Source organism: Streptomyces sp. B8-7 (assembly GCF_058833805.1).
The window spans coordinates 197,339-209,546 of record NZ_JBYRRL010000006.1 but is presented as its reverse complement, the minus strand read 5'-3'; the positions used below and the strand labels follow the sequence as shown (position 1 = coordinate 209,546).

Genomic DNA, 12,208 nt, shown 5'->3' with positions numbered 1-12,208 from the left:
CTGGTCTCCGCCGCGGCTCGACAGCCGCCGGCCGGTCGCGCTCGGGGTGCTCTCCGGGGGCCCGGCAGGCAGGCACGGGGACCCGGCAAGGAGCTGCGGCAAGGAGCTGCGGGGGCGGGGGGGGTACAGGGGGTACAGGGGGTACGGGGGTACGGCGATGCGTGGGTACGCGGCGTGCGGGGCGGGGGAGTGCGGGATCGCGGGGCGGGGGAGTGCGGGGCGGGGTGGAACGGCGATGGGTACGAAACCGTTTCGTACGTGGCGCAGGTCACGTACGAAACGGTTTCGTTTCGATGGTCGCCACGCTAGATTCGTACCCGGCAGCAGTCACCCCGACCGCTGCCGGACCAGACGGACGCGTCCGCACCGGGCGCGTACCGGGCGGACGTGTCCGCGGACGCCGACGGAGCGGAAGGTGGGGACCATGGCCGAGGTCGCGGTGACGACGCAGCGTCGCAGCCGGCTCACACCCGAACGCGCGGCCGAGCTCTACGAGGCCGTGCTCGACCTGCTCCGTGAGGTCGGCTACGACGCCCTCACCATGGACGCCGTGGCCGCCCGCACCAGATCCAGCAAGGCCACCCTCTACCGCCAGTGGGGCGGCAAGGCCGAACTGGTCGTCAGGGCCCTCCGGCACAACAAGCCCGGCCGTATCGAGGACATCGACACCGGCTCGCTCCGCGGCGACCTGCACGCCCTCGTCAGCGTGGAGGACGACTGCAGCATGGAGCAGAACTCCGCGCTCATGCGCGGTGTCGCCATGGCGATCCATCAGAACCCGGATCTGCGCCAGGCGTTCCAGGAGCAGCTGATCGAACCGGAGATGGCCGAGCTGGAGCGGGTGCTGCAACGCGCCGTCGCCCGGGGCGAGGTCCGCCCCGACTGCCCGGCGCTCGACTTCATGCTCCCCATGATGGTCGGCGGGTTCGTCACCCGCACCATGCTCGACGAACGGCCGCCCACCCGGGCCTTCCTGACCTCCTACGTGGACGCCGTGGTGCTCCCCGCCCTCGGCGTGTCCGCCCGCTGACCGGGCCACCCGCCCGTCCCCTCCCCGCACGCCCGCCGCGCAGTTCCCCACGCGGCTGCCCCATCCGGCCAACCCGCACACGTTCCCAGCCACCTGACGCCAACCGCTCATGTCGTCGGGCCGGCCGGCCCTGCCTCCCCGCCGGGCCGGTCACCTCTGCCCCGAACCACCCACGACCTGACCGGGAGTACGCCCCGTGGCCACGTTCCTGTACAAACTCGGCCGCCTCGCCTTCAGGCGACGGCACTTCGCCGCCCTGATCTGGGTGGCGCTGCTGACCCTCGCCGGAGTCGGCGCGGCCAGCGCGCCCGCAGCCGGCACCACCTCCTTCTCCATCCCCGGCACCGAGGCCCAGCAGGCCTTCGACCTGCTGGAGGAGCGCTTCCCCGGGATGAGCGCGGACGGGGCCACCGCCCGCGTCGTGTTCAAGGCGCCGGGCGGCGAGAAGATGACGGACGCCGGCAACAAGGCGACCGTGCGGAAGACGATGGAGGAGCTCTCCGCCGGCCGCGAGGTCACCTCCGTCGCCGATCCGTACGAGGCCGGAGCCGTCAGCAAGTCCGGTGCCGTGGCCTACACGTCCGTCAGGTACGACGTCTCCGGCATGGAACTGCAGGACTCCAGCCGTGAGGCCCTCCAGGACGCCGCCGAGCACGCCCGTGCGGCCGGGCTGGCCGTCGAGGTCGGCGGCGACGCCCTCCAGACCACCCCCGAGACCGGCTCCACCGAGATCATCGGCATCGCGGTGGCCGCCGTCGTCCTGGTCGTCACCTTCGGCTCGCTGCTCGCCGCGGGCCTGCCGCTGCTCACCGCGATCGTCGGCGTCGGCATCGGCGTCTCCACCATCACCGCCCTCGCCTCGACCCTCGACCTCGGCTCCACCACCTCCACCCTGGCCACGATGATCGGCCTCGCCGTGGGGATCGACTACGCCCTGTTCATCGTCTCCCGCTACCGGGCCGAACTCGCCGAGGGACGTGAACGGGAGGAGGCCGCCGGACGCGCCGTCGGCACCGCCGGCTCCGCGGTGGTCTTCGCGGGCCTCACCGTCGTCATCGCCCTCGTCGGCCTCGCCGTCGTCAACATCCCGATGCTGACCAAGATGGGCTTCGCCGCGGCCGGCACGGTCGCCGTCGCCGTCCTCATCGCCCTCACCCTCATCCCCGCCCTGCTCGGCTTCGCCGGCCGCAGGGTGCGCCCGGCGGGCGAGAAGTCCAGGCTGCTGGGCGGCGGCCGCCCGCGCAGGAACCCCGGCCGCCCCAACATGGGCACCCGCTGGGCCAGTTTCGTGGTACGCCGCCCGCTCGCGGTGCTGCTGACCGGCGTCGTCGCCCTCGGTGCCGCCGCCATCCCGGCCGGCTCGCTGGAACTGGGCCTGCCCGACGACGGCTCCCAGCCCACCTCGACCACACAGCGCCGCGCCTACGACCTGCTCTCCGAGGGCTTCGGCCCCGGCTTCAACGGCCCCCTCATGGTCGTCGTCGACGCCGGGGGCAGCGCCGACCCGCAGGCGGCCTTCACCGACACCGGCGACCGCATCAAGGCCCTCGACAACGTGGTGACCGTCACCCCGGCCGCCCCCAACAAGACCGGCGACACCGCCACCATCACCGTCATCCCCGACGCCAAGCCGTCCTCGGCGACGACCGAGGACCTGGTGCACGCCATCCGCGACACCGGCGCCGCCGTCGCCCGGGACACCGGCGCCGACGTCCTGGTCACCGGGTCCACCGCGATGAACATCGACGTCTCGCAGAAGCTGAACGACGCGCTCCTGCCCTACCTCATCCTGGTGGTCGGCCTGGCGTTCCTGCTCCTCATCGTCGTCTTCCGGTCCGTCCTGGTCCCGCTCAAGGCCGCCCTCGGCTTCCTGCTGTCGGTCATGGCCGCGCTCGGCGCCGTCGTCGCCGTCTTCCAGTGGGGCTGGCTGTCCGGTCTGATGGGCGTGGAGGAGACCGGGCCCGTCATGTCGATGATGCCGATCTTCATGGTGGGCGTGGTCTTCGGTCTCGCCATGGACTACGAGGTCTTCCTCGTCACCCGGATGCGGGAGGCGTACGTGCACGGGGAGAAGCCCGGCCAGGCGGTGGTCACCGGCTTCCGGCACGGCGCCCGGGTCGTCACCGCCGCCGCGGTCATCATGATGGCCGTGTTCGCCGGATTCATCGGCTCCTCCGAGTCCATGATCAAGATGATCGGCTTCGGCCTCGCGATCGCCGTGTTCTTCGACGCCTTCGTGGTCCGCATGGCCCTCGTCCCCGCCGTCCTCGCCCTCCTCGGCAAGCGGGCCTGGTGGCTCCCGAAGTGGCTGGACCGCCTCCTGCCCAACGTGGACGTCGAGGGTGAGGGCCTGCGCACCGCCGCCGACCGCGACGGCACCGGCCCCGACGGCCGCAAGGAGCTCGTCCGCGCCTGACCCGCCGGCCGCACGGCCGCCCCGCCGCCGGCCGGTGAGGGACCTGCTCGGACAGGCTTCCCTCACCGGCCGGCCGGTTGCGGTGCACGGGGCGCGGACCGGCCGGGCCGCGCCTCCGGGAGCGGACCGCACGGCAACGCCCGTACGGGGGCGGGCGGTTCACGGTGTGCGACGGACGGCCAGGCGCCCGCCGCGTGACGGGCGGTGCGTGACGGGCGGGCGTACGGCAACCCGGTCGCGTGGTGGGTGCACCGGCCGCTAGCGTGCGGCTGTGACGACGACATCAGACGCCGACCCCGCCGACCCCGCCGACCCCGCCGACCCCGCCGACCCCGCCGACCCCGCCGACCCCGCCGACCCCGCCGACCCCGCCGACCCCGCCGACCCCGCCGACCCCGCCGGCTCCGCGGCCCACCCCCGTTTCGCCGAAGCCCTCGTCCGGGCCGGGCTGCAGGCGCTGCTCGGCCGGGTGCGGAGGTATCCCGAGGCGACCCGGACCGCCGCGGACGCGGCCGCGGCGATCGGGTGCGAGCCGAGCCGGATCTGCAAGTCCCTGGTCTTCGCGGCGGACGGCGAACCCGTGCTGGTACTGATGGACGGCGCCTCCCGCGTCGACGTCGAACGGGTCCGCGCCGCACTCGGCGCCGCCGAGGTGACCCGCGCCGACGCCGCCGCCGTACGGGACACCACCGGCTACGCGATCGGCGGGGTGCCGCCCTTCGGCCACCGGACGCGGACCCGGGTGCTCGCCGACCGGGCACTGCTCGGCCACGACGAGGTGTGGGCGGCGGCCGGGACACCGCACACCGTGTTCCCGATCGCCCCCGACGCCCTCGTCGCGCACGCCGGGGCGGCCCTGGTGGACGTCCGCGAGCGCACCGCGTGACGCCCGCGGTCACCGCGGCCGTACTGCTCGCCGCGGTGCTGCACGCCGGCTGGAACGCGATCGCCCACCGGATTCCCGACAAGCTCGTCGGCTTCACGCTCATCTCCGGCGGCGGCGCGCTGATCGGATGCGCCCTGGCGCCGTTCACCGCCTTCCCGGCGGCGGCCGCCTGGCCGTACCTGGCCGCCTCCGCGCTGATCCACCTCGCCTACTACGCACTGCTCATGCGCGCCTTCCGGCTCGGCGACTTCGGCCAGGCCTACCCGATCGCCCGCGGCAGCGCACCGCTGGTGGTGACCGTGCTGGCCGCCGTGTTCGCGCACGAGGTGCCCGACGCGTGGGCCGCCGCCGGCGTCACGCTGTCCTGCGCCGGACTGACCGGCGTCGCCCTGTGGGGGCTGCGCGGGCGGCGCCCCGACTGGCCGGCGATCGGCGCCGCCCTCGCGACCGGGCTGTCCATCGCCGCGTACACGGTGGTGGACGGGCTCGGGGTGCGGGCCTCCGGCTCGTCCCTCGGCTACATCGCCTGGCTGATGATCGCCGAAGGGCTCGTCCTGCCCGCGTACGCCGTTCTGCGCCTGCGCGGCGACACGCTCGCGCTGCTGCGGCCGGCCGCCGGCTTCGGACTGCTCGGCGCCGCGCTGTCCGTGACGGCGTACGGACTGGTGCTGTGGGCGCAGACCCGCGCGGCCATGGCACCCGTGGCGGCCCTCCGGGAGTCCTCGATCCTCGTCGGCGCCGCCATCGGGGCGCTGGTGTTCAGGGAGCGGTTCGGTGCGCCGCGGGTCTGGGCGGCGGGCCTGCTGGTCGTCGGGATCGGACTGCTGCTGCACACGGGATGAGCAGCGGGAGCGCTCCGCCCCGGGCGGGCGCTCCCGGCCGGCGGGTGCCGCGGCCCGGGGCCCGCCCCGCTTGGGTGCGGGCGGGCCGTGCCGGGGGCACCCTGGAAGCAGGTGTTCCGGAGGTGATCGTCATGATGCACACCACAGTGGGATGGCATGTCGAGCTGGAGTTCATGGAGGACGACCAGCACACCAGAGCGGCCGCGCTGGTGCGGCTGCCCGACGGCTCCGAAGTCCGGGCCCAGGGACATGCCAGCCGCCACCACACCGACTCCAACCAGCCCCGGGTGGGGGAGGAGATCGCCGGTGCGCGGGCGCTCAACGAGCTCGCCATGCAGTTGCTGACCAAGGCGCACGGCGAGATCGACCAGGAGTCGGGGCGTACGTCCCACCCCATCCACATGTGAGCCCCCTCCCGTGCGGGACAGGGCCCGTTCAGTCCTGCCCGGCGAGGGCCGTGCGCAGCGCCCGCACCAGCGACTGCGCCCTCGGGTCGGCCGTCACGCTCTGCCGGAAGCCGTTGGTGACGTAGCCGAAGGCGATCCCGGCGTCCGGGTCGGCGAAGCCGAGGGCGCCGCCGCGGCCGGGGTGGCCGAAGGAGGCGGGGGACAGCAGCGGGGACGCGCTGCCGTGCAGCATGAAACCGGGGCCGAAGCGGGTGCCGACGACGAGGACCCGGTCCTCGCCGGCGGACAGCTCGGTGCGGGCCAGCTCGGCCGTGCCCGGGGTGAACAGCCGCCGACCGCCGTCGACGTCCCCGATCAGCGAGGCGTACACCCGGGCCAGGCCGTCGGCGGTGGCGATGCCGTTGGAGGCGGGAAGGGCGGCCGCGCGGTAGGCCGGGTCGTTCTCGTCGGGCAGCGGGGTGATCGCGGCGAAGGCGCGCCGGGTGAGCGAGGCGGGGTCGGCGTAGGCGTCGGCGACCGCCGGTTTGGGCCGCATCCTCAGGGCGCCCGCGGCCTCCGGTATCCCGGCCGGGCCGACCCGCCCCGCGCGGGCGGCCGCCGCGGACGGCAGCCCCAGCCAGAAGTCCGCCCCGGCGGGCCCCGCGATCTCCTCGGCGATCCACTCGCCAGCCGGCCTGCCGGTGACCCTGCGCACCAGCTCGCCGGTCAGCCAGCCGTAGGTGTGTGCGTGGTAGCCGTGGGCGGTGCCCGGCTCCCAGACCGGCGGCTGTGCCGCGACGGCCTCCGCACCGCGGTCCGGGTCGGCGGCCTCGCCGGGGGTCAGCGACCGGTCCAGCACGGGCACCCCCGCGCGGTGCGCCAGCAGATGCCGCACCAGGGTGTGCTCCTTGCCGGCCGCCTTGTACTCGGGCCACCAGGCGGCGACCGGCGCGTCCAGGTCCAGCTCGCCGCGCTGGTGCAGCAGCAGGACCGCCGCGGCGGCGACACCCTTGGTGGCGGACCGGACGATCTGCGCGGTGCCGCGCCGCCACGGCTCGGTGCCGTCGATGTCGCGGGTTCCGCCCCACAGGTCGACGACCCGCCGCCCGTCCCGGTACACGGACACGGCCGCGCCCCGGTCGCCGAGCAGCGCGAAGTTCCGTACGAAGGCCTGCCTGACCGCATCGAAGCCCTCGGCGACCGTGCCGTGCACGGGTGTCCCGCCGTGTTCGTCCGCGATCGCGTCCGCTGCGCCGCCGTCCACGTCCGTCCTGTCCCTTTCCGCCTGCTGTTCCGCCTGCTGTTCCGCCTGCTGTTCCGCCGGCTGTTCCTCCCGGGCTCCGCCGCGGCCTCCGCAGGGGTGCAACAACCCCGGTCCGCCCCCGATTCCCCGGCGGGGCCGTGCCGGGGCGGCACCGCGGGACGGTGTCAGGTACCCAGGGTGACGGAGCGCGGGTCGAAGCCGAACGGCAGCTCCAGGCGGTGCGCCCGCATCAGCTCCTCGTCGCGGAGCAGAGTGCCGGTCGGACCGTCGGCGGCGATCACGCCCTCGCTCAGGACGAGCGCGCGCGGGCACAGTTCGAGGGCGTACGGCAGGTCGTGGGTGACCATCAGGACCGTGACGTCCAGCGCGCGCAGAATGTCGGCGAGTTCCCGCCGGGAGGCGGGGTCCAGGTTGGACGACGGCTCGTCGAGGACGAGGATCTCCGGCTCCATCGCGAGCACGGTGGCGACCGCGACCCGGCGGCGCTGCCCGAAGGACAGGTGGTGCGGCGGGCGGTCCTTGAACCCGCTCATGCCGACCTGCTCCAGGGCCCGGTCGACACGCGCCTCCAGCGCGGCGCCCGCGAGCCCGGCCGCGGCCGGGCCGAACGCCACGTCCTCGCGGACGGTCGGCATGAACAGCTGGTCGTCGGGGTCCTGGAAGACGATGCCGACCTTGCGGCGGATCTCGGCCATGTGCGCCCGGCCGACCGGCAGCCCGGCGACCGTGACCCGGCCCGTGCCGCCGGTCAGGATGCCGTTGAGGTGCAGGACGAGGGTGGTCTTGCCGGCGCCGTTCGGGCCCAGCAGGGCGACCCGCTCGCCGCGTTCGATGCGGAAGTCCACGCCGAACAGGGCCTGGTGTCCGTCGGGGTAGGCGAAGGCGAGGCCCAAGACCTCCAGGGAAGCAGTCACAGGGTCCATCCCAGCAGACAGACGCCGAGCGCGGCGACGGGGAGGGTCAGGGCGGACGTCCACTGCGCCCGGGAGGCGGTGACCTCGTCGATGACCGGCATGGCGCCCGCGTAGCCGCGGCTGACCATGGCGAGGTGGACGCGTTCGCCGCGTTCGTAGGAGCGGATGAACAGGGCGCCCGCCGACTTGGCCAGCACGCCCCAGTGCCGCACTCCGCGGGCCTCGAAGCCGCGCGACTCGCGGGCGATCCGCATCCGGCGCATCTCGTCCGCGATGACGTCGCCGTAGCGCAGCATGAACGACGCGATCTGCACCAGCAGCGGCGGCAGTCTCAGCCGCTGCAGTCCGAGCAGCAGTTCGCGCAGTTCGGTGGTGGAGGCCAGCAGCACCGAGGCGGCCACGCCGAGGGTGCCCTTGGCGAGGACGTTCCAGGCGCCCCACAGACCGCTGACGCTCAGGGACAGCCCCAGCACCTCGGTGCGCTCGCCCTCCGCCACGAACGGCATGAGCACGGCGAACGCGACGAACGGCACCTCGATCAGCAGCCGCTTCAGCAGGAAGCCGGCCGGGATCCGGGCCACTGCCGCGGCGCCCGCCAGGAGCAGCGCGTACAGGGCGAACGCCCACATCGCCTCCCGCGGTGTCGACACCACGACCAGGACGAACGCGAACGTGGCGACGAGCTTGGTGTGCGGCGGCAGGCGGTGCACCCGCGAGTGCCCGTGGAGGTAGAGCCTGTGGGCGTGACCGGCGGACACGGCTAGGCGCCCGGGGCCGCGGCGGCGTCGACCGGCGACGCTTCGGCGGTGCGGCGCCGGCGGACCGCCCAGAACACGGCGCTGCCCGCGGCGACGGTCGCGCCGACCCCGATGACGCCGGCCAGGCCGCCGGACAGCCGGTCGTCGGCCACGTCCCTGACGCCGTAGTCGGCGAGCGGGGAGTCCGCGGCGGCGTGCTCCTCGGCCTGCTTGTCGATGCCGTGGTCGGCCGCGACCTTCTCCAGGCCGTCCGGGCTGGCGGAGGCGTAGAAGCTGACGACGCCGGCCAGCAGCAGGGAGGCGGCGAGGCCGGTGAGCCACACCGGGCGGGCGGAGCGGCCGCGCACCGGGGCCGGCCGGGCCGCGGGGGCGTCGACGAGTGCGCCGTCCACCCGCAGCTTCAGCGGCTCGCGCAGGTCACGCGCGCCGTACACCAGGTCGGGGCGGACCGCGAGGACCGCTCCGACGGTCAGCGCGGTGATCGCGGCCTCGCCGATGCCGATCAGCACGTGGACGCCGACCATGGCGGCGGCGACCTTGCCGAGGGCGACGTCGGAGGTGCCGCCGACGGCGTAGAGCGCGGTGAAGGCGAGGGCCGCGGCGGGCACGGACACCAGCGCGGCCGTGAACGAGGCGGCGGTCGCCGAGCGGCGGGTGCGCGGCAGCACCTTCACCAGGCCCCGGAAGACGGCGTAGGCGGCGACGGTCGTGACCACGGCCATGTCGGTGATGTTCACGCCGAGCGCGGTCAGGCCGCCGTCGGCGAACAGGATGCCCTGCATCAGCAGGACCACCGACACGCACAGCACACCCGTGAAGGGGCCGACGAGGACCGCGGCCAGCGCTCCGCCGAGGAGGTGTCCGCTGGTTCCGGCGGCGACGGGGAAGTTGAGCATCTGGACGGCGAAGATGAACGCCGCCACGAGGCCGGCCAGCGGGGCGGTCCGCTCGTCGAGTTCGCGGCGCGCGCCGCGCAGGCTCACGGCCACGGCGCCGGCGGCGACGACTCCGGTGGCCAGGGATGTCGGGGCGTCTATGAATCCGTCAGGCACATGCACCGTTCGATGATAGTGGCCAGATGCGAATGGTTCGCAAGAGCGAGTGACTTGTCATCTGCGATCCGTCGCGGAATACGTCCGGGGGCGTGATCGGGAGAATGTGCGACATTGGAGAGAAAGCGGAGACGCGACCTCCGCTCAGGTCACGCAGCGTTAGGGGCCTGCCGATGTCCGTAGTCGAGCAGTACGCACGAGCCCACATCGTCAAGGACACCGACGTCACGGTGCTGGAGGAGCGCGGAGCCGTCCCCGTCGTGCTGCGCCACGACCCGGACGCCGAGCCCCGCACCGTCCGCATCCGGCTCCCCGGACCGCACGAGTGGACCCTGGACCGGTCCCTCCTGGAACAGGGGCTGCGCGCCCCGGCCGAACGGGGCGACGTGCGCGTCTGGCCGTGCGGACGGGTGCAGGCCGTCGTCGAGTTCCACTCCGTGGAGGGCGTCTCGGTGGTGCAGTTCGAGTCGAAGGACCTGCTGCGCTTCCTGCGGCGCACCTACACGGCGGCGGCGCAGCCCGTACCGCACTGACGCGGTGCCCGTCCGCGGCGGACTCCGCCGAGGCCGCGGTGTGGTCCGCCGTGGACGGGGCGGGCGCCGCGCCGGGACGGTCCCGGGGCCCCGGGACCCTGGGGCCGGACCGGGCCGGGCCCGGGGCGGAGGGGCCGGGAGCGGGGCGCAAGGGAGCCGGAGCCGGGGCGGAACCAGGGCACGGCCGGGCGCGCCGCCTCAGCCGCCGGCCCGCAGCAGAGCCGCCACGACCGGGCCCGCCGTGTCGCCGCCGTGGCCGCCCGCCTGCACCACGCCCGCGGCCGCGAGGTCGCCCCGGTACGCCGTGAACCAGCCGTTCGGCTTCTCCTGCCCGTCGACCTCCGCCGAACCCGTCTTCGCCCCCACGTCGCCGGTCACGCCCGCCATGGCCTCGGCCGCCGTACCGTACGCCGCCGTGTACGCCATCGCCTCCCGCAGCTGCGCGAGGGTGCCCGCGGACAGCTGCCGCGCGGCGGTCGCGAGGGTGCGCCCGTCGACCGACGGGGAGACCAGATAAGGCTGGTGGAACGCGCCCGTCCGCACCGTCGCCGACACCGACGCCATGTTCAGCGGGTTCATCCGCACCCCGCCCTGCCCGATCAGCGAGGCCGCCATCGGCGCCTTCGACTGCACCGGCACCGACCCGTCGAACGTGGGTACGCCGACCGACCAGTTGTCCATGCCGAGGCCGAACACCTGCTGCGCCTGCTTCGTCAGGTCCGCGTCGTCCAGCTTCGGCGCCTGGCTGATGAAGGCCGTGTTGCAGGAGCGCGCGAAGGACGCCTTGAAGGTGCCGCCCTTGATCTCGAACTCGTCGTCGTTCTGGAACCTCCAGCCGCCGTAGGAGAAGTACTTGGGGCAGGGGTGCCCCCGGTTCACCGACGCCAGGTTCCGCTCGAACAGCAGCGAGGAGGTGATCACCTTCATCGTGGAGCCGGGGGCGAGGGAGCCGAGGAAGGCGGTGTTGAAGCCGTGGGAGGAGTTCGCGACGGCGAGGATCTCGCCCGTGGACGCCCGCAGCAGCACCACCGAGGCACGCTGCCGTGCCGCGACCTGCCGCTCGGCCTCGGCCTGGAGTGCCGGACTGAGCGTCGTCCGCACCGTGCCGGCGGTGCCCTCGCTCAGCTCCAGCAGGGTCTTGTCGGACAGCGGGGCCTTCGCCGCCTTCGACGCCTTGCCGCGGACCACCTGGAGCTCGACGCCCGCGGTGCCGCCCGCCGTCTCGCCGTACTTCTCGCGCAGACCGTCGAGGACGGTGCCCAGGGACGGGTACTTCTCCGCGGTCAGCTCCCCGCCGTCGCGGTCGAGTGCCTTGACCGGCGGGATGCCGGCCTCCCCGGTGACCAGCCGGTCGCCGTCCTTCAGATCGGGGTGGACGACGGCGGGCGTCCACCGCACCAGGGGCTCGCCGTCCGTCGCGCCGCGCACGACGGTGAGGGAGCCGCGGTACGTCAGCGGCTTGCTGAGCGTGTCGTGGGAGACGGTGCCCTCGACCGTGAAGGGCACCTCGGCGCCCCGCGGGGTGCCGGGCGTGAGGGTGACGTCCGTGATGTGGGCGTCCTCGGTGTAGCCGGTGAGCAGCGTGGCGGCGGCCCGGGCGTCGGTGGTGGCCGCCGCGGCCGCGCTCACCTCACCCTGCTGCCAGGCGGTGAGGAAGCGCTGCGCGGCGGTGGTCACCTCGGTCGCGGTCAGCGGGCCGGTCCTGGCCGGCTGCCGCTTCGCGGTCGCGGCGGCCGCCGTGTCGTCGGCCGCCGCGCCCTTGCCGAAGAGCACGTAGCCGCCGATGCCGAGGCCGACGGCGGCGGCGACCGCCGTGGCGACGACGGCCGGTCTGCTGCTGCGTCGCTGGGCGACGCGTCTTCTCTTTCCCACTCTTCCCGATCCTTCGCTCAAGTCCCCGGGCCCCGGCGTTCCGGTGTCCCGGTGTCCCGGTGTCCCGGTGTCCCGGTGTCCCGGCCTGCCCGCCGGCTGTGCCCGCTCGTCGCTGCCCGTCCCCGGCCGTCCGGCTGTCCCGTCCGGCGTCCGTCCTGCCCCCGGCCGTCCCCGGCCGTCCCCGGCCGTCCCCGGCCGTCCCCGGCCGTCCCCGGTCGCCTCCGGTCGGCCGGAGGCGCCCCTGGGCACCCCGGC

The 12,208-nt window shown here is 74.5% G+C and carries 11 protein-coding genes; 6 read left to right on the top strand and 5 right to left on the bottom strand.

Features of this window, described 5'->3' with window-relative positions; genetic code table 11:
- Window positions 1-424: 424 nt before the first annotated feature.
- From AC5K6T_RS29240 to AC5K6T_RS29220, 5 genes are all read left to right on the top strand, one after another.
- Window positions 425-1,030 carry a TetR/AcrR family transcriptional regulator gene (locus AC5K6T_RS29240; RefSeq protein WP_493213810.1) on the top strand — a complete coding sequence of 202 codons (606 nt, stop codon included), beginning with the start codon at window positions 425-427 and terminating at the stop codon, window positions 1,028-1,030.
- A 196-nt stretch (window positions 1,031-1,226) separates the two neighbouring features.
- The gene (locus tag AC5K6T_RS29235) at window positions 1,227-3,446 is read left to right on the top strand and encodes an MMPL family transporter (protein WP_493213808.1); all 2,220 of its coding nucleotides are present in this window, start codon (window positions 1,227-1,229) and stop codon (window positions 3,444-3,446) included.
- Window positions 3,447-3,894: 448 nt separating this feature from the next.
- Window positions 3,895-4,332, top strand: coding sequence for a YbaK/EbsC family protein (locus AC5K6T_RS29230; RefSeq protein ID WP_493214290.1), 438 nt, complete (start codon window positions 3,895-3,897; stop codon window positions 4,330-4,332).
- Entirely contained in the window at window positions 4,329-5,174 is an 846-nt protein-coding gene (locus tag AC5K6T_RS29225; RefSeq protein ID WP_493213806.1) for an EamA family transporter, read from the top strand. Before AC5K6T_RS29230 ends, AC5K6T_RS29225 begins: the two co-directional genes overlap by 4 nt.
- 131 nt (window positions 5,175-5,305) lie before the next feature.
- Window positions 5,306-5,581 (top strand): DUF1876 domain-containing protein, encoded by a 276-nt coding sequence (locus AC5K6T_RS29220; RefSeq protein ID WP_493213804.1) that lies wholly within the window; start codon window positions 5,306-5,308, stop codon window positions 5,579-5,581.
- 28 nt (window positions 5,582-5,609) lie between these two features.
- Here the strand turns inward: AC5K6T_RS29220 and AC5K6T_RS29215 are convergent, their stop codons facing one another.
- The 4 genes from AC5K6T_RS29215 to AC5K6T_RS29200 all read right to left on the bottom strand — a co-directional run bounded on the left by AC5K6T_RS29215 (window position 5,610) and on the right by AC5K6T_RS29200 (window position 9,554).
- On the bottom strand, window positions 5,610-6,824 hold the full coding sequence (locus tag AC5K6T_RS29215; RefSeq protein ID WP_493213802.1) for a serine hydrolase domain-containing protein: 1,215 nt from the start codon (window positions 6,822-6,824) through the stop codon (window positions 5,610-5,612).
- Window positions 6,825-6,988: 164 nt separating this feature from the next.
- Window positions 6,989-7,747: an energy-coupling factor ABC transporter ATP-binding protein gene (locus tag AC5K6T_RS29210; protein ID WP_493213800.1), complete on the bottom strand. Its 759-nt coding sequence runs from the start codon at window positions 7,745-7,747 to the stop codon at window positions 6,989-6,991.
- Window positions 7,735-8,496 (bottom strand): cobalt ECF transporter T component CbiQ, encoded by a 762-nt coding sequence (gene cbiQ, locus AC5K6T_RS29205; protein ID WP_493213799.1) that lies wholly within the window; start codon window positions 8,494-8,496, stop codon window positions 7,735-7,737. Before cbiQ ends, AC5K6T_RS29210 begins: the two co-directional genes overlap by 13 nt.
- Window positions 8,497-8,498: 2 nt before the next feature.
- Entirely contained in the window at window positions 8,499-9,554 is a 1,056-nt protein-coding gene (locus AC5K6T_RS29200) for an energy-coupling factor ABC transporter permease (RefSeq protein ID WP_493213797.1), read from the bottom strand.
- A gap of 167 nt (window positions 9,555-9,721) precedes the next feature.
- Here AC5K6T_RS29200 and AC5K6T_RS29195 point away from each other — a divergent pair, with 167 nt between their 5' ends.
- On the top strand, window positions 9,722-10,081 hold the full coding sequence (locus AC5K6T_RS29195; protein WP_493213795.1) for an SsgA family sporulation/cell division regulator: 360 nt from the start codon (window positions 9,722-9,724) through the stop codon (window positions 10,079-10,081).
- Window positions 10,082-10,279: 198 nt separating this feature from the next.
- Here AC5K6T_RS29195 and AC5K6T_RS29190 read toward each other — a convergent pair whose 3' ends face one another.
- Entirely contained in the window at window positions 10,280-11,953 is a 1,674-nt protein-coding gene (locus AC5K6T_RS29190; RefSeq protein WP_493213793.1) for a penicillin-binding transpeptidase domain-containing protein, read from the bottom strand.
- Between the last annotated feature and the right edge of the window lie 255 nt (window positions 11,954-12,208).

Coding starts and splice junctions, on each gene's coding strand:
- AC5K6T_RS29240 (WP_493213810.1), top strand. CDS start 425: ATGGCCGAGGTCGCGGTGACGACGCAGCGTCGCAGCCGGCTCACACCC.
- AC5K6T_RS29220 (WP_493213804.1), top strand. CDS start 5,306: ATGATGCACACCACAGTGGGATGGCATGTCGAGCTGGAGTTCATGGAG.
- AC5K6T_RS29210 (WP_493213800.1), bottom strand. CDS start 7,747: ATGGACCCTGTGACTGCTTCCCTGGAGGTCTTGGGCCTCGCCTTCGCC.
- AC5K6T_RS29195 (WP_493213795.1), top strand. CDS start 9,722: ATGTCCGTAGTCGAGCAGTACGCACGAGCCCACATCGTCAAGGACACC.